This is a genomic window from Haemophilus sp. oral taxon 851 str. F0397, assembly GCF_000242295.1.
Classification (GTDB): domain Bacteria; phylum Pseudomonadota; class Gammaproteobacteria; order Enterobacterales; family Pasteurellaceae; genus Haemophilus.
Window position 1 is genome coordinate 213,850 of the sequence record NZ_JH591080.1, and the last position, 22,659, is coordinate 236,508.

A 22,659-nucleotide genomic window follows, 5' to 3' on the forward strand; every position below is an offset into this window, starting at 1 on the left:
AATTGAATTTGTCAAAAGGTAAAAAGTAGGGCAAATTCAAAACCCTAGTTAAGCGACTGTTTAGAATGTAACTTCAATTAAAAGTTCAGTATAAACAAGGACACTTTTTTATTACTATTCGATGACTAAATAGAGGACATCAAAATGAAAAAAACTGCAATCGCATTAGTAGTTGCTGGTTTAGCAGCAGCTTCAGTAGCTCAAGCAGCTCCACAAGAAAACACTTTCTATGCAGGTGTTAAAGCTGGTCAAGCATCTTTCCACGATGGTATCAGAGGTCAAGCTCCAGGTTATCACCGTAATTCTTTCACTTATGGCGTATTCGGTGGTTATCAAATTTTAAATCAAGATAACTTAGGTTTAGCGGTTGAATTAGGTTATGACGATTTTGGTCGTGTTAGATACCGTTCAGATGCTCAACCTTTAGGTAAGCATACTGCTCATGGTGCTCATCTAACTTTAAAAGGTAGTTATGATGTGGGTAGCCTGGTAGGTTTAAATGGGTTAGATTTTTACGGACGTGCAGGTGTTGCTCTAGTTCGATCTGATCTTAAAATTACTAAAGCTGCATATGCAGCAAATCCTCAAGAAAATGCAACTTTTGATGGGAAACGTAAACAACATAATTTACATGTTTCCCCTGTGTTTGCAGCTGGTTTAGAATATGCTATTTTGCCTGAATTAGCAGCACGTTTAGAATATCAATGGGTGAATAAAGTGGGTCGTTTTAATGATGAAAACGGTCATCGTGTAAACTATTCTCCATGGATTGGTTCTATCAATGCAGGTATTTCTTACCGTTTCGGTCAAGGCGCAGCTCCAGTTGTAGCAGCACCTGAAGTTGTAAGCAAAACTTTCAACTTAAACTCTGATGTGACTTTCGCATTCGGTAAAGCAAACTTAAAACCACAAGCTCAAGCAGCTTTAGATGGTATCTATGGTGAAATCGCACAAGTTCACAGCGCTAAAGTAGCTGTTGCTGGTTACACTGACCGTATCGGTTCTGACGCGGGTAACTTAAAACTTTCTCAACGTCGTGCTGACACTGTAGCTAACTACTTCGTAGCTAAAGGTGTTTCTGCAGATGCAATCTCTGCAACTGGTTATGGTAAAGCAAACCCAGTGACTGGCGCAACTTGTGACCAAGTTAAAGGTCGTAAAGCGCTTATCGCATGTCTTGCTCCAGACCGTCGTGTAGAAATCGCAGTTAACGGTACTAAATAATTTTAGTGTTCGTTTAACGAAAGATTAAATACAGCAAAAGGCTTAAACTTCGGTTTAGGCCTTTTGTCTTTTATAAATAAGCCAAGCATTTCAATCAAGTTTTAACTTATGATAGAATGCGGTTCTCATTTATTTATAGGGAACATTATGGAAACCTTAGACAAAATCAAAAAGCAAATTAGTGAAAATCCAATTCTTATTTATATGAAAGGTTCACCAAAATTACCATCTTGTGGCTTTTCTGCTCGTGCATCTGAAGCATTGATGAATTGTAAAGTACCTTTTGGTTATGTAGATATTTTGCAACATCCAGATATTCGTGCTGAATTACCAACATATGCAAATTGGCCAACTTTTCCGCAATTATGGGTAGAGGGAGAATTAATTGGTGGTTGTGATATCATTTTAGAGATGTATCAATCTGGTGAATTACAAACTTTATTGTCTGAAGTTGCAGCAAAACACGCTTAAGATATGAGAAAAATGAAACCCGCTTATAGCGGGTTTTTTATACAAACCAATTTGTTTTTATTGAACAAATAGTCTAGGCAAGTTTTAATACCTTAGAAAGTGCGGTAAAAAATCGATTATTTTCTTCAGGTAAACCAATACTTATACGCAAATGATTCGGCATGCCATACCCACCAATTGGGCGAACAATTACGCCTTCATGTAATAATGCATCATAAATTGGGGCTGCGGGTTGTTTGAAATCAATCGTTATAAAATTTCCTTTGGAAGGAATATATTCTAATTGATGATGTTGGCAGAACTCTTCATAACGTTTCATTTCTACTCGATTATTTTTAGCTACTTTCTCAACAAATTCATCGTCATTCATTACGGCAACAGCAGCGGTTAATGCCAAAGAATTACAATTAAATGGTTGTCTAACTCGATTTAATAAATCTGCGATTTCTGGATTAGATACCGCATAACCAATGCGTAAGCCAGCCAAACCATAGGCTTTAGAAAGAGAGCGGGAAATAATTAAATTTGAATATTTTTTTAATAAACGGAAGGAATCCACTCGTTCTTCAGCTATGGTAAATTCAGTGTAGGCTTCATCTAATACCACGATTACATTTTGGGGGACTTCGGCTAAAAAATCTTCAATTTCTTGTGATGTTAAAAAATTGCCCGTTGGATTATTGGGATTAGCAATGTAAATGAGCTTTGTTTTATCAGAAAGTGCGGTCAAAAATCCTTGTAAATCATGCCCCCAATTTTTAGCAGGAATTTCTTTTGCAACTGCATTTATCGCTTTAGTCACTAAAGGATAAACAATAAAGGCATATTGCGAATAAATGATTTCATCGCCTTCGCTTGCGAAAGTGTGAGCAAAAAGTTCTAATAAATCATTTGAGCCATTTCCGAGTGTAATTTGATTTGGTTGAACGCCAAATTTTCTTGCGATAGTTTGTTTTAGTTCAAAGCCATTCGCATCTGGATAACGAGTCAGTTTATCTAATTGTTCGAAAATTGCTTTTTTTGCACTTTCTGGAAAACCAAATGGGTTTTCGTTTGAGGCAAGTTTAACGATATTGGAAATACCAAGTTCGCGTTCTAATTCTTCAATTGGTTTACCTGCTTGATAAGGTGATAAGGATTTTACGCCACGATTGGCAATATTTATGTACTGCATAGTGTTATTTGAAAATATTGGTGTGGATTAGGATTAATTTTCAAGTAAATTTGGGCGTAGTGAATACGCCCATTGAAAATGTTCTTTAACTATTGAGGAAGATTTTCAGCTTCAAATTTTTTCATAAATGAAATGAGTGCCTCAACGCCTTCTTGTGGCATAGCATTATAGATAGATGCTCGCATTCCACCTAAAACCTTGTGACCTTTCAGGGCTTGCAAGCCCGCAGCAGTAGACTCTGCGACAAATTTTGCATCTAATTCAGGATTGCCAGTGATGAAAGTGACATTCATTGTTGAGCGGTTTTCTTTTGCTATCACATTGCGGTAAAGTTTGCTCGAATCAATATAATCATAAAGCGTTTGTGCTTTTAGCGTATTACGTTTTGCGATCACCGATAAGCCCCCCATCTCTTTAAGATGTTTAAATACTAGGGAGCATAAATACCAAGCAAATGTTGGTGGTGTATTGATCATTGAGTCTGCATCACGTTGAGTTGCATAATTCCAAATAGATGGGGTTTCTTTACGTGCATTACCGATTAAATCATCGCGAATAATGACTAATGTAATGCCCGCTGGACCAAGATTTTTTTGAGCACCTGCATAAATTACCCCAAATTTACTGATATCGATTTGGCGTGAAAGAATATTTGAAGACATATCAGCGACCAATACGGTATTTCCCACATTTGGGACATCAAAAATCTCCACACCACTGATGGTTTCATTTGGGCAATAATGAACGTAGTCATATTGATCAGCGATATGGCTAAAATCAAGATTGGTAATTCGTGTCTGCTCGCCATTTTCTACAATAGTGATTTCATCAATTTCTGCAAAATTTCTTGCTTCTTTTGCCGCTGTAGCTGACCAATGCCCACTATTTAAATAAAGGGCTTTGCCTTTTTTACCGATTAAATTCATCGGAATCGCTGCAAATTGACCGCGAGCACCACCTTGTAGGAAAAGTACGCGATAGTTATCAGGGATATTGTAAACCTCACGTAGATCTTTTTCTGCTTGAGTAATAAGTTCCATGAAATATTTACCGCGATGGCTCACCTCCATCACGGATACGCCTTGATTGAGCCAGTTTGTCAGTTCACCTTGTGCTTTTTGTAGCACTTCTGGAAAAATCATCGCTGGGCCAGCGCTAAAATTAAAGACTTGTGACATTGTGTTTCCTTATTTTTGTAGATAGTTGAATCTGTTTTATCACTAGAAAAGCAGAGAATCAAACGCTTTTTCGGTAAATAAAAAATTTTTTTGAGCTGACTCACAAAATTTACTTTCAGCTTTTGACGAATTACCAAAAAGAGGCTACATTACCGCCATCAATTTGCTTACTAAAAGAGAGTCATTATGGAAACTGTAAACAAGCAATCTTTCCAAGAGGTGTTGGAATACGTGCGTATGTATCGTTCGAAAAACAAAATTAAGCGCGACATGGAAGACAATAATCGTAAAATCCGTGACAATCAAAAACGCGTATTATTGTTAGATAACTTAAATCAATACATTCGTGATGATATGACCATCGAAGAGGTGCGTGGAATTATTGAAAGTATGCGTGATGACTATGAAGGTCGTGTTGATGATTATACGATTCGCAATGCAGAGCTTTCTACACAGCGTCGTGAGATTAGTGCGAAAATGAAAAGTCAGAAAAAAGCGCATGCGGAATTGTTGAAAAATTCTGAAAAATAATTGTAATAAAATAGCCGCCTGAATCAGTCGGCTTATTTTTATAAGCTATTCATTGCATTAATGATTTTAGTTTCATCAAAATTGACAATATCTTCTTGGAATATTGTGCATTCTTGAATTTTCCCTTCTTGTAATAATTTTTCTCGTTGTGTGCCTAAAAGCAATGGCGTGTCTGGTGTGTACCATTTTTTCCCTTGTCGGAAAATTAAATTACCAATGGAACAATCTGTCACTTTTCCATTTTTGATAATAATAATTTCATCACTAGCGCCACGTTGAGCAAATAATGTATTAATTAAACTGCGATCAGAATATTTCAAGCCATATTCGATATCATCACAAATTACAGGTTGAAAAGTGAGGTAAATTTTTCGATGGTATTCAAAATATTGAATTTGTATGGTTTCGGCATTGTAATCAATGCGGCAGCGAACTAATTGATTTTGTAAGGACTCAGGAAGTTGAATGAGTGAAAAAAGATTAAAAATTTTCACCGCACTTTTGCCATAATATGCACGCAAGCTACGTTCATATCGCGCTTGGTGTAAATCGATATTTTGAATTTTCCCGTTTTCAATACAAAGGGTTTCAAATAGAGGATACATTAATCAGCACCTTCAATCGGTAAATAGACTTTTTCTAACAATTCTTCATATTCATCTTGCTCATTGCTATGAATGGTAATTCCACCTCCACTATGAAAATAAAATTTTTCATCTACTTGAGAAATAAATCGAATTGCCACCGCACTTTGTAGTGTTTTACCATCAAATATGCCAAAAATTCCTGTGTAATAACCGCGTTTTTGTTTTTCTGCTTGTTGAATAATTTGTGTGGTTTTTTCTTTTGGGGCGCCACTTATGGAACCAGCAGGCAAGAGTGTCGCTAAAATATCCCCAATTTGATTTTGCCAGTTTTCATGCAATTTTCCGTAAATTTCAGAACTGGTTTGCAGTATTTCACCTTTCTGTGTTTTGATGCGATCGATATAACGAAATTTTTTCACCTGAATGTTTTCTGCCACCATGGATAAATCATTACGCATCAAATCAACAATCGTGTAATGTTCTCGTTGTTCTTTTTCATTTGTGAGTAACTGATTTTCTGCATCGGGCAGAGATGCATTAATTGTCCCTTTCATGGGATAAGTAAAAATGCTGTTGTCATGAATATTGATAAAACATTCTGGTGAGAAGCAAACAAATTGATCTTGTAACCACAATTTATAAGGAGCATTGGTTTGATGAAAAATTTGTTCAAGTGACAGATTACCTGAAATTTCAGTAGGATAAGTTAGATTCAATAAATAAGAATTACCTTTTTTTAATTCACTTTGAACAAGTTCAAAACTTTGTTGATAACTCGAGAAGGGCATTGGATGTTTGGTCAAATTAAGAGGGAGAGGTTGTGGAGAAATTGTGTGATTTCTTTTCCCTAAAATATCAAAATAAATGCCTTGTTGTGCGCAATTTTTTAGAGGACAAATCAATGGTTTTTCTTTTTCAAAATCAATGAGAAAGAAAAATGGCGTGCGTTGTTTGCCATAATGATTAGCCTGTTCAATAAAATGTTGCATTGTGCTTTGTGTCATTTTGCGTAAAATTGCCTGATTATAACGAATGCCGAGCGGTTATGAAATTACTCATCATTAATAATCACGATTCTTTTACTTTTAACTTGGTTGATTTAATTCGAAAATTAAATGTGCCTTATGATGTTTTAAACGTGGAAGATTTGAAAGAAAATACAGCGGAAAACTATAGTCATATATTGATTTCTCCAGGGCCTGATGTACCACAAGTTTATCCACAACTTTTTTCGATGTTGGAAAAATATTATCAGCAAAAATCTATTTTAGGTGTGTGTTTAGGGCATCAAACCTTATGTGAATTTTTTGGTGGTACATTGTATAACTTAGAGAATGTTCGTCACGGTCAGAAAAGAACATTAAAAGTGCGGTCAAATTCTCCATTATTTTTTAGCCTTCCAAGCGAATTTAATATCGGGCTATACCATTCTTGGGGAGTACAGAAAGAAGATTTTCCTAGCGGTCTAGAAATCACCGCACTTTGTGATGAAGATGTGGTAATGGCGATGCAGCATAAATCGTTACCAATTTTTGGTGTTCAGTTTCATCCTGAGTCATATATGTCAGACTTTGGTGAGCAAATTTTGCGTAATTGGTTGACTATTCCTGCTGCGATTAATCAATAATAGCGCTTGCTTATTAAGCAAAAATACGTATTATAGACGTCTATACGTCAATACATCTAAATTTAGAAAAAAAGAGAGAAAATATGTCTAGCTATTTATTTACATCTGAATCTGTATCTGAAGGGCATCCAGATAAAATTGCCGATCAAATTTCTGATGCGGTACTTGATGAAATCCTAAAACAAGATCCAAAAGCACGAGTAGCTTGTGAGACCTACGTAAAAACTGGTATGGCATTGGTGGGGGGGGAAATCACAACATCAGCATGGGTCGATATTGAGAATTTAACGCGTAAAGTGATTTGTGATATTGGTTATGAACATTCTGAAATGGGTTTTGATGGCCATTCTTGTGCGGTGCTTAATGCAATTGGTAAACAATCTGCAGATATTAATCAAGGCGTTGATCGTGAAAATCCATTAGATCAAGGCGCAGGCGACCAAGGTATTATGTTTGGTTATGCCACCAATGAAACGGATGTATTAATGCCAGCAGCTATTACTTATGCACATCGCTTAATGGAAAAACAGGCTGAAGTGCGTAAAAGCGGTAAATTAGCATGGTTACGCCCAGATGCGAAAAGCCAAGTAACGTTAAAATATGAAGATAATAAAATTGTTGGTGTGGATGCGGTTGTGCTTTCTACTCAACATTCTGAAGAAGTTAGCCAAAAAGATTTGCATGAAGGTGTGATGGAAGAAATTATCAAACCGGTATTACCAAGTGAATGGTTTTCTAAAGAAACAAAATTCTTCATTAACCCGACTGGCCGTTTTGTTATTGGTGGACCGATGGGGGATTGTGGTTTAACTGGTCGTAAAATTATCGTAGATACTTACGGTGGTGCCGCTCGTCACGGTGGTGGTGCATTCTCAGGAAAAGATCCATCTAAAGTTGACCGTTCAGCAGCTTATGCTGCACGTTATGTCGCAAAAAATATTGTGGCAGCTGGTTTAGCAGATCGTTGTGAAATCCAACTTTCTTATGCGATTGGTGTGGCTGATCCAACATCTATCATGGTCGAAACCTTTGGAACTGGAAAAGTTGCGAATGAATTATTAGTGTCATTAGTTCGTGAATTCTTTGATTTACGTCCTTATGGCTTAATTAAAATGTTAGATTTAATCCAACCAATCTATCGTGAAACGGCAGCTTATGGTCATTTCGGTCGTGAGCAATTCCCTTGGGAAAAAGTCGATCGTGCAGCAGAATTACGTGTTGCAGCAGGATTAAAATAATCTTATTTTTTAATTTAGTAAATTATATAAAAGCCGCTTATCTAGCGGTTTTTTCTTTTCAATCATGACATCAATAGAGCAAATTCCATTTCGTCATTTAAAAATGCAAGTGCAACGCAAATTGAATCAGTCTTTGCTGCTTGCAGAGGCTTATTTTAAGCGAAAATTTACAATGCCTGAGGTAAATTATGAGTTACGTGGCATAAAGGCGGGAGTGGCTTACCTACAAAAAAATGAAATAAAATTTAACCGCACTTTGCTATTAGAAAATACAGATGAATTTATTCGACAAGTTGTTCCTCATGAGCTTGCGCATTTGATTGTGTATCAAATGTTTGGTCGTGTAAAACCACATGGGCGGGAATGGCAGCTTGTAATGAATGAAATTTTTAATCTTCCTGCGGATACTTGTCATCAATTTGATGTAAAAAGTGTGCAAGGGAAAACCTTTGAATATCATTGTGCATGTCAAACACATTTTCTAAGTATTCGCCGCCATAATAGAATAGTGAGAGAAAAGATTGAATATTTATGTAGAAAATGTAAGGGAAAATTAGTTTTTGTCGATGAAACAGAATAATTTTTGTGATATATTTTTCCAGTTCATTCAATAAATAAAGGAGTTATCCAATGAAAAAATCTTTATTAGCAGTTATTGTTGGTGCATTTGCCTTTGCTTCTATTGCAAATGCGAATATCTATGCTGAAGGCGATATCGGTTTATCTCAAACTAAAGCAAACGGTAGCAATAATACTCGAGTTGAACCTCGTGTAGCGGTTGGTTATAAATTAGGAAATACGCGTGTTGCGGGTGATTATACTCATCATGGAAAAGTTGATGGTGCTAAAATTCACGGTTTAGGTGCATCAGTATTATATGATTTTGACACGAATTCTAAAGTGCAGCCTTATGTAGGCGCTCGTGTAGCAGCTAACCAATTCAAATATGATAATAGAGCTAACCAAGTATATAAAAGTTCTTCTGAAACTAAAATTGGCTATGGTGTTGTAGCGGGTGCTAAATATAAATTAGATGGCAACTGGTATGCAAATGGCGGTGTTGAATACAATCGTCTAGGTAGTTTTGATAACACCAAAGTTAATAACTATGGTGCGAAAGTTGGTGTGGGTTACGGATTCTAATTTTTACAATACGTAAAATTCTTTTATTAAACACTTTAATTTAACGGTGATCGTCTAAGGCGATCACCGTTATTTATTTTAGGGCGGAGTAGAAAAGAGTTGAGTAAAAATGTAGTTAAAAACTCTCGGAAATCTTATTTTTCAATATCTTTTTGAGAGAACTATCACATTAAAATATAAAAAATCCCAACCTAGGTTGGGATTTAAAAATGACTAAAGATTCTACCGCACTTTATGCTTTGCTTACTTCAAAACGTTCAAATGCCAATACTTTTTTCTCTAATTTACGTAGCAATAAAGTCGCAATACCCGTAATAATCAAATAGATGCCGCCCGCAATGCCGTAAATTGTCAGTGCATCATATTCTGTACCATAAAGTTGGCGAGCATAACCCATAATATCCATAATCGTAATGGTAGAAGCTAATGCCGTGCCTTTAAATACCAAAATAATTTCGTTACTGTAAGACGGCAAAGCACGTTTTAAGGCATAAGGAATTAAAATTTTTAAAGTTTGTATGCGGTTTAATCCTAATGCTGCACAACTTTCCCATTGTCCTTTTGGAATGGCTTTCACCGCACCATGAAATAATTGTGTAGAATAGGCCGCACTGTTTAGCGCTAAAGCCAATGCAGCACAGAACCAGGCATTGGACAAGAGATACCATAATGGGCTGTCAATAATCCACTGGAATTGACCAGGCCCCGCATAAATTAAAAAGAACTGTACTAACAATGGCGTGCCAGTGAATAAAGTAAGGTATAAATTAACCGCTCTTTTTACCCATTTATTTTCCATTGAAAGTAAAAAAGTGAGAAATAATGCCAAACAGAAGGCAATCAGTAATGATACGACTGTAAGCAACAAACTCGTTGGAATCCCTTGTGCGATCACGCTTAAATATTCTTGAAACATTATTTCACGCCCCTTTCAAAACGAGTAAAACGTAGCTCTAATTTTCGAATACCAACTTGGCTAATTAATGTTACCGCTAAATAAATTAACGCAGCAATACCGTACCAAGTAAAGGGTTGATGTGTATTGGTATTAATCAGATCCGCTTGGCGCATCAAATCGTCCACACCAATCAATGAAACCAATGCTGTATCTTTTAGTAATACAAGCCATTGATTGCTTAAACCTGGTAAGGCATGACGCCATACTTGTGGCATGACAATGTGAATAAACGTATAGCTTTTGCTTAAGCCTAACGCCGCACCAGACTCCCATTGACCTTTTGGAATAGCTTGAATTGCGCCGCGTAATGTTTGTGAAGCATAAGCTGCAAAAATGAGAGAAAGTGCAAATACACCACAGCCAAATGCACCAAATTCGATATATTCGCCTGTCAGCATTTCTACTAATTCAGTAGAACCAAAATACACGAGTAATACAACGAGAATTTCAGGTAAACCACGCAATAAGGCAATGAGTATTGCCGTTGGTTTACCAACAAAACGATTTGCTTCAAGTAGGGCAAAAATTAGGCTTAAAAATAACCCTAGGATTAATGAACAGACCGCAAGCCCTAAAGTCATTAGGGCTGCGGTAAACATTAAAGAAAGAAAGTCATAACTCATAGATTATTTTGTCATCCATTTATCATAGATTTTTTGGTATTCACCATTTGCTTTAATTGCAGCTAAACCTTTGTTTAATTGCTCAGCTAATTCTTTATTTGATTTATGCATCGCAATGCCTAAACCATTACCAAAATATTTTTTATTTGCTACTTTTTCGCCTACAAATTGCATTTCTGGTTCTTTGCTAATCATATCTGCAAGTACTGCGGTATCACCAAAAATCATATCAATTCTACCGCTCTTTAAGTCTAAAATTGCGCTTTGTAAGCTCGCATAAGCCTTAGTTGTATATTGTTTGGTTTCAGCTACTGTGTATTGTTGGAATGTGGTTCCATTTTGAACGCCAACATTTTTTGCACTTTCTAACGTTGCTTTTCCTTTAAGGGTTACATAGCTTGCAGTGCTATCGTAATATGCATCAGAGAATAAAACCTGTTTTGCTCTCGCATCGGTAATATCAATAGCGGAAATGGATGCATCAAAGCGTTTTGCTTTTAAATTTGGAATTAATGCATCAAAAGCTTCGCCTTTGAATTTACAGGTTGCTTGGATTTCTTTACAAATTGCATTCGCCACATCGACATCAAAGCCAATAATCTCGCCTTTTTCATTTGTGGTTTCAAATGGTGGATAGCTAGGTTCCATGGCAAAAGTAAGCTCTTGTGCGCTTGCTGCTACAGATACGCCTAATAAAATTGCAGTTAATAATGTTTTTTTCATAATAAAATCCTTATTCTCTAGTGAGAAAGATATTGTTTAAATTGTTCGGTTTTCGGGTTTTCAAAACAATCTGCCGAGCCTATTTCGACAATTTTTCCCTGTTCCATATATACCACTTTTGTTGCTACTTTTTGTGCAACATTGACTTCGTGGGTCACAATCACTTGCGTAATGCCGGTTTCTTGTAATTCTTTAATAATATCTACAACTTGTGCCGTAATTTCAGGATCCAATGCAGCCGTTGGTTCATCAAATAATAGAACTTGTGGCTTCATCATCAGTGCCCGGGCTATTGCAACACGTTGTTGCTGACCACCTGATAAATGTAATGGAAAGCGATCTGCTAGTTGTTCTAAACGTAAACGTTTTAACAACTCCATTGCATCTGCTTTAGCTTCATTTTCGCTTACGCCACGCACTTTCATTGGCGCTTCAATTAAGTTTTCAATAACAGTTAAGTGCGGCCAAAGGTGATATTGTTGAAATACCATTCCTACATCTTGACGTAATTGTCGGATGGCTTTGGGATTTGCCATTGCATTGGATAAATTAAAATCATTGTTTGCAATGCTTAATTCACCAGATTTTGGTACTTCTAATAAATTTAATGTGCGAATCAATGTGCTTTTACCTGCGCCACTTGGGCCAAGCAATACAACGGTATCCCCCTCATTAGCTTCAAGATTAATATCAAATAATGCTTGAGATGAACCGTAAAAGAAATTTAGATTTTTAACACAAATAGTCATTTCAATTTTCTCGTCTTCTAAGATGAAAAAATATTACATTTTTATGCATAATTATGCAAGCAACATAAATAAAAAATCCCAAAAAAATTTGGGATTTTAGAAATTCAATTGAAATCAACCGCACTTTAGGCTTCTTTAACCATCTCGAATTCAATTAACATCATTAAAATATGAATGACTTTGATATGGATTTCTTGAATACGATCTGCATAACGGAAATGTGGTACACGAATTTCAACATCCGCTAACCCAGCCATTTTTCCCCCGTCTTTGCCTGTCATTGCAATGACTTTCATGCCTTTTGCTTTTGCAGCTTCAACGGCGTTTAAAATGTTTTTTGAATTGCCAGAGGTTGATAAACCGAATAACACGTCACCTTTTTGACCCACCGCTTCAACATAGCGTGAAAAGACATATTCATAGCCAAAATCATTACTTACACAGCTTAAATGACTTACATCTGAAATCGCAATAGCGGGGTAGCCAGGACGATTTTCACGATAACGACCCGTTAATTCTTCTGCAAAATGCATCGCATCACAGTGCGAACCGCCATTACCACAAGAAAGCACTTTGCCTCCTTGTTTGAAGCTGTTGGAAATTAATAATGCTGCTTCTTGAATTAATTTAATGTTATTTTTGTCAGAAATAAATTTGTTTAATACATCTTGTGCTTCCACAAGTTCCGCTTTTATTTGCTCTAAATACATTGATTGCTCCTTGTTGGGAATAAAATCGCGATGGCATTGTATAGCAGATAAACATTCTTCGCTAGCGTAAATAAAAATTCATCTTTTTCCGATGAAATGATGATTTTTTGCGATTTAGATCGTAATAGTGAATTTGCGTGCTTTAGGATTATTCCGGATAAACGTATTCTGAGAAAAATGATCAGCACTAAAATTTACAAAAACATCATGAAATTTTACCGCACTTTGTTACTTTTCTTCGTGAGCTCTTTCGCTTTGGCTAACACAGATTTAATGCTTCTTCATACCTACGATAATCAATCAATAGAAGGTTGGGTGATGTCTGAAAAATTAGATGGTGTACGCGGTTATTGGGATGGAAAGCAATTATTAACTCGACAAGGGCAACGTTTATCACCGCCAGCCTATTTCACCAAGGATTTTCCACCTTTTGCGATTGATGGTGAATTATTTAGTGAGCGAAATCATTTTGAGGAAATTTCATCAATCACAAAATCTTTCAAAGGCAATGGTTGGGAAAAACTGAAATTGTATGTTTTTGATGTCCCTGATGCAGAAGGTAATTTATTTGATCGTTTAGCTAAATTGAAAGCGTATTTACTTGAACATCCAACAACTTACATTGAAATTATTGAACAAATCCCAGTGAGAGATAAAGCGCATTTATATGAGTTTCTTAATCAAATCGAATCTTTGAAGGGGGAAGGCGTCGTAGTACGAGATCCTTATGCATCTTATGAACGAAAACGTAGCCATCGGATTTTAAAATTGAAAACAACTCAAGATGAAGAGTGTACGGTCATTGCACATCATAAAGGCAAAGGACAATTTGAAAATGTGATGGGCGCTTTAACCTGTAAAAATCATCGGGGAGAATTTAAAATCGGTTCGGGTTTTAATTTAAACGAACGAGAAAATCCGCCTCCGATAGGATCCTTGATTACTTATAAATATCGAGGCCTTACGAATAGTGGAAAACCTCGATTTGCAACCTATTGGCGAGAGAGAAAGTAGTAACGGAGAGTTGAAGCGTTTATTTCATAACTTAAACTTTATAATACCTAGAGAAGATTCAACCGAATCTTTGGTTGATTTCATTAAATAATTCTGAAGGATTTAGCTCTAGGGCTTTACAGTATTCTAATAATTCAAATACATCTAATCGCCGGTCACCAGTTTCAACCTTACCGACAAACGAATGCACAACACCCAATTTTTCAGCTAATGCGCGTTGTGTTAGTCCTAATTCATGACGGCGATTCAGCAGTTTCTGTCTTAGCCAGAAATGTTCTTCTGAATGAACCGATAATCTTAAATTTCCCATTGCACCTATTTTAGGTGCAATGTATACTTGCACCTGTTTTAGGTACAACCTGAACGTTATTTATTAATTTAAATAAACCGAGGAAATTACGATGAAAAAATTAAAACTTATCTCTTGTCTTATTGCTGCTGGATTGCTTTCTGCTTGTGTGACACACCGTGTTGGTGATTTTACTTTAGTTAGTACAAAGAATGTAAACCTTAACTCTAATTCCTTAGTGAGAGGAGATCGTGTTGCCGGAATAGATAAAACAACCAATGTTGTTTATATGAAAAATGCTGTTGATAACGCTATTGAAAAAAATAAATGTGCTGTCGCCCTTTCTGATGCTGTAATTAAATTGGAAAATAATTTCTTTACTGTAAGTTATATTGCAGAAGGTAACTTAGTTATTGATAGAAGTTTGCCAGGATGTGGTAGTAAATAAGATTTAGGAGTTGATATGAAAAAAGCACTATTTTTAGGCATTTTAGGTTCTACTTTTGCTGTTTCATCATTTGCTAATGTAGTTTGGTCACCTGTGGGTAGTAACACTGTTGTGGGGAGTAATGGTTCATCTTATACTCAAATGGGAAATACCATTAGAAATAACAATACAGGTGAAACGTATAGTACGTTTAATGGCACAACATTAGGTTCTGGTGGACAAAATTACCAGACCTATGATCGCGGAAGTTACAGTACAACGATTGATACAAATACTGGTCATTCTTGTACAAATTGGGGAAGTAGCGTTGGCACAGTATGTAATTAACTGTATTACAATGATTTAGCGAGAGCATTATGTAAAGATGCTAAATGCTATTGGTCAACAATCCCCTGATTAATAATCAGGGGATTGTTTTATGTTTAGTTAATATGGAAACAAGCGATTAATTTTCCATCAGTATGTTGCTCCAAGTGCGGTTGATTTTCACGACATTTTTCTGTTGCTTTCCAACAACGAGGATTAAATGCACAGCCTTTTGGCGGATTAATCGGGCTTGGCAATTCACCCGTCAACTTTATACGTTCACGGCGCAAATTTGGTGACAAACGAGGCGTCGCTGAAAGTAACGCTTTGGTGTAAGGATGTTGAGGATTAGAGAAGATTTGCTCTGTCGTCCCTTTTTCGACACAACGACCTAGATACATCACCATCACTTCATCAGCGATATGCTCTACCACAGAAAGATCGTGTGAAATGAACACGTAAGACAAGCCTAATTCATCTTGTAAGTCCATCATTAAATTCAGTACTTGCGCACGCACGGAAACATCCAATGCAGAAACAGGTTCATCGGCAACAACAACATCTGGTTCTAACATTAAGCCACGAGCGATGGCGATACGCTGGCGTTGTCCGCCTGAGAACATGTGAGGATAACGATCATAAAATTCAGCGCGCAATCCCACTTTTTCCATCATTGATAAAACTTTTTCTCGACGTTCTTTGGCTGAAAGTTTTGTATTGATGATTAATGGTTCTTCCAAAATTGAACCAATTTTTTTACGTGGATTTAATGACGCATAAGGATTTTGGAAAACTATTTGAATTTTTTTACGACGTAGTGCCTTTGTTTCAGAATCATTTTCTAAAAAATTATGCCCTTTGTAATACAGTTCGCCTTTGGTTGGTTGTTCAATCATGGTTAGCAAACGCCCTAGCGTTGATTTACCACAACCTGATTCACCCACGACAGCTAAAGTTTTACCTCGTTCAAGCTGAAAAGAGACACCATCTAAGGCTTTCACTTGCTGTGGTTTTGCAAACAAGCCTTTTTTTACAGAGTAATATTTTTTTAAGCCAATCGCATTTAATAATGGCGCATTTTCTTTTACTTCATTCGTCATTATTAAGCTCCTTGATATTCAACGGGATTGCCTTGCTCGTTCAGCGGAGTATGGCATTTTACTTTACGAGAACCGATATGGTGCAATTGAGGTTCGACCTGGCGACAGTATTCGGTTGCATAAGGACAGCGAGGATTTAATAAGCAGCCTGTCGGTCGATCGTATTTTCCAGGTACTACACCTTGTAATGACGCTAAGCGAGATTTTCCTTCTGCAAATTCAGGTAATGAACGTAACAATGCCTGAGTGTAAGGATGTTTTGGCTCGCGGAAAATATCTTTTGCAGTGCCTTCTTCAACGATTTGGCCAGCATACATCACGATAATTCGATCTGCAGCTTCGGCAACAAGCGCAAGATCATGGGTAATCAAAATCAGCGACATGCATTCTTTTTTCTGCAATTCGAGTAAGAGTTCCATAATTTGTGCTTGAATAGTGACATCTAACGCAGTTGTTGGCTCATCGGCAATCAATAATTTAGGTCTACAAGCAATTGCCATAGCAATCATCACCCGCTGGCTCATTCCACCAGACAGCTGATGGGGATAAACATCAATTCGAGATTCAGGATCTGGGATACCGACCAATCTTAAAAGCTCTAAAGTGCGGTCTTTTCTTGCCTTTTTTGTACCGCCTTCATGAGTTTTTAACGCTTCCATAATTTGGAAACCCACAGTATAAGCTGGATTCAAGCTTGTCATCGGATCTTGGAAAATCATCGCAACATCAGCACCAATAAGCTGGCGTTTGACTTTATTATCCAAAGTGAGTAAATTTGTGTTTTCAAATTGCAAGGATTCTGCAGATACACGTCCAGGATGATCAATTAATCCCATAATTGCGAGAGAACTCACGGATTTACCTGAGCCCGATTCACCCACAATGCCAAGCACTTCGCCTTGTGCGACTTGATAGCTGATGCGATCCACTGCTTTAAATGGCGTATTTTTATCGCCAAAGTGAACAGAAAGTTCTTTTACGTCTAATAATGCCATTCTGTTTTCCTATTGTTTGAGTTTTGGATCAAGTGCATCACGCAAGCCATCACCCATTAAGTTAAAGGCGAGCACTAGAGATAAAATAACTAAGCCGGGAATTGTGACTAACCAATTTGCTGCTTGCATAAAACCACGAGCTTCTGAAAGCATTGTGCCAAGCTCAGGTGTAGGTGGTTTTGCTCCAATGCCTAAGAAACCAAGTGTTGCGAGTTCTAAGATCGCATTGGAAATTCCCATCGTCATTTGCACAATCAAGGGCGCTAAACAGTTTGGTAAAATCACAATAAACATGAGGCGAAGAACACCTGCGCCAGCGACTTTAGACGAGGTGACATAATCACGATTTTTTTCATTCATCACCGCTGCTCGAGTTAAACGCACATAGCTAGGAATCGATACAACGGCGATCGCTAAAGTCGCATTGGCGAGTGATGGCTCTAAAATAGAGACGACTACAATCGTCAAAAGTAAGTTTGGAATCGCGAGCATAATATCAATTAGTCGAATAATAATTGTATCTAGCACACCGCCATAATAACCAGAAATCAAGCCAAGACTAGTACCAAAGGCACAAGATAGCAATACAATGACAAATCCCGCAAAGACGGAAATTCGCGTTCCGTAAATGATGCGAGAAAGGATATCTCGCCCAATATCATCTGTTCCGAGTAGATAGGCAGGATTGCCGCCTTCATACCAAGCGGGAGGCAGTAAAAGTGCTGTACGATTTTGTTCTGTTGGATCAAAAGGCGCAATATAAGGCGCGAAAATACTGATTAAGGCAACAATCACAATGAAGGTTAAACCGATTAGCGCGCCTCGGTTTTGTTTGAAGTAAAACCAAAATTCTTGCAAGGGCGTTTTCGGTGCAAAAGTTAAGGGCGTGTCAGACATAATCTCTCCCACAATTAATGACGGATACGCGGATTGACCACGCCGTAAAGTAAATCGACGGTTAAATTCACCACAATAATAATTGTCGCAATAATCAGTACAGAACCCTGTAATACTGGATAATCGCGCGCTTGAATGGCATCAATAATCCATTTTCCAATTCCTGGCCATGAAAAAATGGTTTCTGTGAGTACGGCACCAGAAAGCAATTGACCAACGATTAATCCGACCACAGTGACAACAGGAATTAACGCATTACGTAATGCATGCACAATAACGATTCGAGTATAACTTAGGCCTTTTGCTTTTGCCGTGCGAATGTAATCTTCACCTAACACTTCCAACATTGCAGAGCGTGTCATACGCGTAATAATAGCGAGAGGAACTGTGCCTAGGACTATTGCAGGAAGAATTAAGGATTTAACCGCATTTTCGAAGGCTCCGGGCATACCAGAAAGCCAGCTATCAATGAGCATAAATCCTGTTGGTGTATCGATCCAAAATTCATTATCTAAACGTCCGCCTTGTGGCAAACCGAGTTGTGGTGAAACGTATAAAATTAAAATCAATCCCCACCAGAAAATTGGCATAGAATAACCTGTGAGCGATGCAGCTGTAACTGTGTGAGAAATCCAACTATCTTTTTTTACTGCAGCAATCGTGCCTAAAATCACTCCGCCTAATAACGACCAAAATAACGCAAAAAATGCCAATTCAGCTGTGGCAGGGAAAAGTGTAAAGAATTCCGTAAGAACAGGTTGTTGAGTGCGGAATGATGCCCCAAAATCACCTTGTAGCACTTTAGCAATATAATGAAAATATTGTTCATGCAAAGGAAGATCTAAGCCTAATTGATGCATCATTTGTTGATGTATTTCAGGTGTTAAGCCACGTTCGCCCATCATTATTTCAACTGGATCGCCAGGAATAAAATGCACAAGGGCAAAAGTGATAAAAGTAATGGCAATAAAAGTAGGAATCACCATTAAGATACGTTTGAAAACAAATTTAAACATTCCAGCACTCAATAGACAATAAAAGTGCGGTAAAAATTCACCGCACTTTTCAAAGAAATTAATCGGTAAAAAATAAAAACGCTTCTGGATTCTACCGCACTTTTTCCAGTTTTGCCAAATGCGCAATCAACCATTTAATGCCTTGCGCTTGGAATGCTATTTGTAAACGTGTGTTATTTTCAGATCCTTCCACATTAATCACAGTGCCAAAACCAAATTTTTCGTGTTTGACTTTTTGCCCCATTTTCCATTCATTTTCATTTGTACCGACAGGAGATACTGAACCAACTTTTGCTAGATTCATCGCACGCGTAACAGTTCCTCGTAAACGAATTTCTTGGATACATTCTTGTGGTAATTCTGCGATAAAACGTGATGGCAAATGGCGTTCTTCTTTGGCATATAATCGACGGCTTTCTGCATAAGAAATTGTCAGTTTTTTCTTCGCGCGAGTAATGCCGACATAAGCTAAACGACGTTCTTCTTCTAAACGTCCAGGTTCCTCAAAAGAACGGAAACTAGGGAATAAACCTTCTTCTACGCCAACCATAAATACACGAGGAAATTCTAAGCCTTTAGCGGAGTGTAATGTCATCATTTCTACACAAGATTGATGTGGAGAAGCTTGTTCTTCACCCGCTTCTAAAGAAGCGTGCGTTAAAAAGGCGGTGAGTTCCGTCATATCTTCTGCATCATCAGGTTTGATGAATTCACGGGTCGCGGTAACTAATTCTTCCAAGTTTTCAATACGCACTTCGCCTTTTTCACCTTTTTCTTGTTTATACATTTCATATAAACCCGAATGTTTAATCACAAAATCAGTTTGTGCGAAAAGTGGCATTTCTGTGGTATCAAGTTGTAGTGAATTAATTAATTCCTGGAAACGCAATAATGCTGTTGAGGCTCGCCCAGCTAACATATTTTCTTGTGTTGCGACTTGTACTGCTTGCCATAAGGTAATTTGGCGTTCGCGTGTTAAGTTACGCAATATATCTAAAGTGCGGTCACCAATGCCACGGGTTGGCGTATTAATTACACGCTCAAAAGCTGCATCATCTTGACGATTATTAATCAAACGAAGATAGGCTAAAGCATCTTTAATTTCTTGGCGTTCAAAGAAACGCATACCGCCATAAATACGATATGGAATTTGACAACGAATTAAAGCTTCTTCAATAACGCGTGATTGGCTATTACTACGATAAAGTACAGCGCAATCATCAAGTTTTCCACCATGTTCTACCCAATCCTGAATTTGTGAAGCAACAAATTTTGCTTCGTCTAATTCATTAAAAGCGGCATAGATGCCCACAGGATCGCCTTTTTCACCCTCTGTCCATAAATTTTTACCAAGACGATCACTATTGTTTGCAATTAATTCATTTGCGCTGTTTAGGATATTGGCGGTAGAACGATAGTTTTGTTCAAGGCGAATGGTTTCTGCTTTAAAATCTTTCAAGAATTTTTGAATATTTTCGATTTGTGCGCCACGCCAGCCATAAATAGATTGATCATCATCGCCCACGATCATGACTTTGCCTGTTTCTCCCGCGAGAATTTTGATCCACTTATATTGAATTTTATTGGTATCTTGAAACTCATCCACCAAAATATGTTGAAAACGTTGTTGATAACGTTGCAAAATTAATGGTTTTTTCTCAAATAATTCATAGGCCCGAATTAATAATTCAGCAAAATCGACTAATCCTGCGCGATCGCAGGTGTCTTGATAGATCTTATAAATTTTAATCCATTCTCGTTCTTGGCGATCATTAAAATCTTCAATGTCGTTTGGTCGCAATCCTTCATCTTTTTTGTTATTGATGTACCAACAAGCCTGTTTAGGGGGAAAAGCTTTTTCATCAAAATTATGTAATTTTAATAACCGTTTAATTAAACGAAGTTGATCTTCTGAATCTAAAATTTGGAAATCTTGTGGCAATCCTACATCTAAATGATGAGCTCGCAATAAACGATGGGCAATGCTGTGGAAGGTTCCAATCCACATACCAAATAATTGATGTTGTGCGTGTTTGGCAAGTGTAGATTGAATACGATGACGCATTTCTGCTGCTGCTTTATTGGTAAACGTTACTGCCATAATGCTGCCTTCAGAAATATTTTCTACCGCAATTAACCAAGCGATACGGTGCGTCAATACACGCGTTTTGCCAGAGCCTGCACCAGCTAGCACTAAGTGATTACCAAGAGGAGCTGCTACGGCTTCGCGTTGTTTATCGTTAAGTCCGTCAAGTAATTCAGAAATATCCATGATGAAATTTTTATCTGTTCAAATTTACAGGAATTATAAGTCTAATTTTTTTATATCACAATCAAGAAAATCATAAACTTATCAGACTTTACAAAAATAGTATTACAACTTATATTGATTCGCGGTTAGTCGGGGTGCGGACATCGCTGAGAAAATACCCGTGAACCTGAAACAGTTAGCACTGGCGTAGGAAACTAATCTCTCCTCCTTAAAGGGCTGACTTACTTTTTTCTGTATTCATATAAGTAAGGATGCATCATGACACTCTCTTTTTCTTTAAAAAATTCTTTTAAATTGACCGCACTTTCCAGTGTGCTTGGTTGCGGCTTATTAGGATTAAGTTTATCAACCCCTGCTCAAGCGGAAGGCAAATTAGTGCTGTATTGCAGTGTCCAAAATACGACTTGTGAAAAAGTCGCTCACGCGTTTAGCAAAAAATATAATGTGGACACTCAGTTTGTGCGTAATAGCACTGGGACTGTATTAGGCAAAATCAAAGCCGAAAAAGAAAATCCACAAGCAGATGTGTGGTATGGCGGTACATTGGAACCGCACTTTCAAGCGCGAGATGCTGGTTTGTTAGAAAATTATCGTTCACCTCTGCAAAAAGAAATTATGCCTCAATTCAAAAAGCTCACTGAACAACGTGGCGATACCACGTCGATTATTTATCTTATGGAGCTTGGCATTGGGATGAATGAAAAACTGCTAGCTGAAAAAAATATCGCGAAACCTCAATGTTATGCTGATTTATTAAAACCAGAATTTAAAGGGTTAATTCAATATCCAGATCCTCGAGTATCGGGCACTGGCTACACCATTCTTACAACTTTAATTGAAATTATGGGCGAAGATAAAGCCTTTGCTTATTTGAAAGAACTTGATAAAAACATTGCTCAATACACGAAAACTGGATTAGCAACGGCTAATATTTCTACGGGCGCAGCTGCAGTTGATATTGGTTTTATGCATACTTATGTGCGTGAAAAGGATAAAGGCGCATCGGTTATTGGTGCTTTACCTTGCGAAGGCACAGGATATACGTTAGGGGCGGTCAGTATCATTAAAAATGGGCGCAATTTAGATAATGCTAAACGCTTTGTCGATTTTGTTCTTTCTGCTGAAGCTCAAGAAATTCCTTGGCGTGAGGCGGATTCTTACCAACTGCCAACAAATATTCATGCCAAAGCGCATCCACATCTTTCAGAGCCGGCAAAACTTAAATTACTTGATATTGATTTCATCAAATTTGGTTCGGATCAAGAAGCGAAACGATTAATAGAACGCTGGGTTGAAAATGTGAAGGAAAGAAAAGAGTAATTGATACTAGTCTAAGCAAAGTGAGGTGAAAATTCACCGCACTTTGCTTTTCCCCTTGAAATCTTT

At 37.4% G+C, this 22,659-nt stretch carries 26 protein-coding genes and 1 riboswitch; of the genes, 11 read left to right on the top strand and 15 right to left on the bottom strand.

Features of this window, described 5'->3' with window-relative positions; translation table 11 throughout:
• The first annotated feature begins 144 nt into the window (after positions 1 to 144).
• Positions 145 to 1,224, top strand: a complete 1,080-nt coding sequence (gene ompA, locus HMPREF9096_RS02390) for a porin OmpA (protein ID WP_009766851.1) — start codon at positions 145 to 147, stop codon at positions 1,222 to 1,224.
• 147 nt (positions 1,225 to 1,371) lie between these two features.
• Positions 1,372 to 1,695, top strand: coding sequence for a Grx4 family monothiol glutaredoxin (gene grxD / locus HMPREF9096_RS02385; protein WP_032803529.1), 324 nt, complete (start codon positions 1,372 to 1,374; stop codon positions 1,693 to 1,695).
• A gap of 73 nt (positions 1,696 to 1,768) precedes the next feature.
• On the opposite strand, the gene hisC is transcribed toward grxD, so the two are convergent.
• Together hisC and serC are read right to left on the bottom strand one after the other, a co-directional pair.
• On the bottom strand, positions 1,769 to 2,869 hold the full coding sequence (gene hisC, locus HMPREF9096_RS02380; RefSeq protein WP_009766853.1) for a histidinol-phosphate transaminase: 1,101 nt from the start codon (positions 2,867 to 2,869) through the stop codon (positions 1,769 to 1,771).
• A gap of 89 nt (positions 2,870 to 2,958) precedes the next feature.
• The gene (gene serC / locus HMPREF9096_RS02375) at positions 2,959 to 4,047 is read right to left on the bottom strand and encodes a 3-phosphoserine/phosphohydroxythreonine transaminase (RefSeq protein WP_009766854.1); all 1,089 of its coding nucleotides are present in this window, start codon (positions 4,045 to 4,047) and stop codon (positions 2,959 to 2,961) included.
• A gap of 186 nt (positions 4,048 to 4,233) precedes the next feature.
• On the opposite strand from serC, the gene HMPREF9096_RS02370 reads away from it, so the two are divergent.
• Complete coding sequence (locus HMPREF9096_RS02370; protein ID WP_005630430.1) at positions 4,234 to 4,578, top strand: DUF496 family protein; 345 nt, start codon at positions 4,234 to 4,236, stop codon at positions 4,576 to 4,578.
• A gap of 38 nt (positions 4,579 to 4,616) precedes the next feature.
• On the opposite strand, the gene HMPREF9096_RS02365 is transcribed toward HMPREF9096_RS02370, so the two are convergent.
• Both HMPREF9096_RS02365 and HMPREF9096_RS02360 read right to left on the bottom strand, forming a co-directional pair.
• Positions 4,617 to 5,183: an aminotransferase class IV family protein gene (locus HMPREF9096_RS02365; RefSeq protein WP_009766855.1), complete on the bottom strand. Its 567-nt coding sequence runs from the start codon at positions 5,181 to 5,183 to the stop codon at positions 4,617 to 4,619.
• Positions 5,183 to 6,169, bottom strand: a complete 987-nt coding sequence (locus HMPREF9096_RS02360; RefSeq protein ID WP_009766856.1) for an aminodeoxychorismate synthase component I — start codon at positions 6,167 to 6,169, stop codon at positions 5,183 to 5,185. The genes HMPREF9096_RS02365 and HMPREF9096_RS02360 overlap by 1 nt, the downstream gene beginning before the upstream one ends.
• Before the next feature lie 41 nt (positions 6,170 to 6,210).
• Here HMPREF9096_RS02360 and HMPREF9096_RS02355 point away from each other — a divergent pair, with 41 nt between their 5' ends.
• The 4 genes from HMPREF9096_RS02355 to HMPREF9096_RS02340 all read left to right on the top strand — a co-directional run bounded on the left by HMPREF9096_RS02355 (position 6,211) and on the right by HMPREF9096_RS02340 (position 9,173).
• On the top strand, positions 6,211 to 6,792 hold the full coding sequence (locus HMPREF9096_RS02355) for an anthranilate synthase component II (protein ID WP_009766857.1): 582 nt from the start codon (positions 6,211 to 6,213) through the stop codon (positions 6,790 to 6,792).
• Between the two features lie 83 nt (positions 6,793 to 6,875).
• The gene (gene metK, locus HMPREF9096_RS02350; protein ID WP_009766858.1) at positions 6,876 to 8,030 is read left to right on the top strand and encodes a methionine adenosyltransferase; all 1,155 of its coding nucleotides are present in this window, start codon (positions 6,876 to 6,878) and stop codon (positions 8,028 to 8,030) included.
• A gap of 64 nt (positions 8,031 to 8,094) precedes the next feature.
• On the top strand, positions 8,095 to 8,610 hold the full coding sequence (locus HMPREF9096_RS02345; RefSeq protein WP_009766859.1) for a SprT family zinc-dependent metalloprotease: 516 nt from the start codon (positions 8,095 to 8,097) through the stop codon (positions 8,608 to 8,610).
• Positions 8,611 to 8,660: 50 nt separating this feature from the next.
• The gene (locus HMPREF9096_RS02340; protein ID WP_009766860.1) at positions 8,661 to 9,173 is read left to right on the top strand and encodes an OmpW family outer membrane protein; all 513 of its coding nucleotides are present in this window, start codon (positions 8,661 to 8,663) and stop codon (positions 9,171 to 9,173) included.
• Between the two features lie 232 nt (positions 9,174 to 9,405).
• On the opposite strand, the gene artM is transcribed toward HMPREF9096_RS02340, so the two are convergent.
• The 5 genes from artM to lpcA all read right to left on the bottom strand — a co-directional run bounded on the left by artM (position 9,406) and on the right by lpcA (position 12,936).
• Positions 9,406 to 10,089, bottom strand: a complete 684-nt coding sequence (artM, locus tag HMPREF9096_RS02335; RefSeq protein ID WP_009766861.1) for an arginine ABC transporter permease ArtM — start codon at positions 10,087 to 10,089, stop codon at positions 9,406 to 9,408.
• Entirely contained in the window at positions 10,089 to 10,754 is a 666-nt protein-coding gene (artQ, locus tag HMPREF9096_RS02330; RefSeq protein WP_009766862.1) for an arginine ABC transporter permease ArtQ, read from the bottom strand. Before artQ ends, artM begins: the two co-directional genes overlap by 1 nt.
• Positions 10,755 to 10,757: 3 nt before the next feature.
• Positions 10,758 to 11,477, bottom strand: coding sequence for a lysine/arginine/ornithine ABC transporter substrate-binding protein (locus tag HMPREF9096_RS02325; RefSeq protein WP_009766863.1), 720 nt, complete (start codon positions 11,475 to 11,477; stop codon positions 10,758 to 10,760).
• A 17-nt stretch (positions 11,478 to 11,494) separates the two neighbouring features.
• A complete protein-coding gene (artP, locus tag HMPREF9096_RS02320; protein ID WP_009766864.1) occupies positions 11,495 to 12,226 on the bottom strand; it encodes an arginine ABC transporter ATP-binding protein ArtP in 732 nt (243 codons plus the stop codon).
• A 125-nt stretch (positions 12,227 to 12,351) separates the two neighbouring features.
• Positions 12,352 to 12,936 carry a D-sedoheptulose 7-phosphate isomerase gene (gene lpcA / locus HMPREF9096_RS02315; RefSeq protein WP_009766866.1) on the bottom strand — a complete coding sequence of 195 codons (585 nt, stop codon included), beginning with the start codon at positions 12,934 to 12,936 and terminating at the stop codon, positions 12,352 to 12,354.
• A gap of 207 nt (positions 12,937 to 13,143) precedes the next feature.
• Between lpcA and HMPREF9096_RS02310 the strand changes: the two genes are divergently transcribed.
• Positions 13,144 to 13,950, top strand: a complete 807-nt coding sequence (locus HMPREF9096_RS02310; protein WP_032803539.1) for a DNA ligase — start codon at positions 13,144 to 13,146, stop codon at positions 13,948 to 13,950.
• Positions 13,951 to 14,008: 58 nt separating this feature from the next.
• Here HMPREF9096_RS02310 and HMPREF9096_RS02305 read toward each other — a convergent pair whose 3' ends face one another.
• Positions 14,009 to 14,260 carry a helix-turn-helix domain-containing protein gene (locus tag HMPREF9096_RS02305; protein ID WP_032803530.1) on the bottom strand — a complete coding sequence of 84 codons (252 nt, stop codon included), beginning with the start codon at positions 14,258 to 14,260 and terminating at the stop codon, positions 14,009 to 14,011.
• A gap of 91 nt (positions 14,261 to 14,351) precedes the next feature.
• On the opposite strand from HMPREF9096_RS02305, the gene HMPREF9096_RS02300 reads away from it, so the two are divergent.
• Positions 14,352 to 14,687 carry a hypothetical protein gene (locus HMPREF9096_RS02300; protein ID WP_009766869.1) on the top strand — a complete coding sequence of 112 codons (336 nt, stop codon included), beginning with the start codon at positions 14,352 to 14,354 and terminating at the stop codon, positions 14,685 to 14,687.
• A gap of 15 nt (positions 14,688 to 14,702) precedes the next feature.
• Positions 14,703 to 15,014, top strand: a complete 312-nt coding sequence (locus HMPREF9096_RS02295) for a hypothetical protein (protein ID WP_009766870.1) — start codon at positions 14,703 to 14,705, stop codon at positions 15,012 to 15,014.
• A 95-nt stretch (positions 15,015 to 15,109) separates the two neighbouring features.
• On the opposite strand, the gene HMPREF9096_RS02290 is transcribed toward HMPREF9096_RS02295, so the two are convergent.
• From HMPREF9096_RS02290 to uvrD, 5 genes are all read right to left on the bottom strand, one after another.
• Entirely contained in the window at positions 15,110 to 16,093 is a 984-nt protein-coding gene (locus HMPREF9096_RS02290; RefSeq protein WP_009766871.1) for a peptide ABC transporter ATP-binding protein, read from the bottom strand.
• A 2-nt stretch (positions 16,094 to 16,095) separates the two neighbouring features.
• Entirely contained in the window at positions 16,096 to 17,088 is a 993-nt protein-coding gene (gene dppD, locus HMPREF9096_RS02285) for a dipeptide ABC transporter ATP-binding protein (RefSeq protein WP_009766872.1), read from the bottom strand.
• Positions 17,089 to 17,097: 9 nt separating this feature from the next.
• Positions 17,098 to 17,985, bottom strand: a complete 888-nt coding sequence (locus HMPREF9096_RS02280; RefSeq protein ID WP_032803531.1) for an ABC transporter permease subunit — start codon at positions 17,983 to 17,985, stop codon at positions 17,098 to 17,100.
• 14 nt (positions 17,986 to 17,999) lie between these two features.
• Positions 18,000 to 19,001: an ABC transporter permease subunit gene (locus tag HMPREF9096_RS02275; RefSeq protein ID WP_009766874.1), complete on the bottom strand. Its 1,002-nt coding sequence runs from the start codon at positions 18,999 to 19,001 to the stop codon at positions 18,000 to 18,002.
• A 91-nt stretch (positions 19,002 to 19,092) separates the two neighbouring features.
• Positions 19,093 to 21,273, bottom strand: a complete 2,181-nt coding sequence (gene uvrD, locus HMPREF9096_RS02270) for a DNA helicase II (RefSeq protein ID WP_009766875.1) — start codon at positions 21,271 to 21,273, stop codon at positions 19,093 to 19,095.
• A 120-nt stretch (positions 21,274 to 21,393) separates the two neighbouring features.
• Positions 21,394 to 21,483: riboswitch (TPP riboswitch) on the top strand.
• Positions 21,484 to 21,531: 48 nt separating this feature from the next.
• Between uvrD and HMPREF9096_RS02265 the strand changes: the two genes are divergently transcribed.
• Entirely contained in the window at positions 21,532 to 22,593 is a 1,062-nt protein-coding gene (locus HMPREF9096_RS02265) for an ABC transporter substrate-binding protein (protein ID WP_009766876.1), read from the top strand.
• Positions 22,594 to 22,659: the final 66 nt, after the last annotated feature.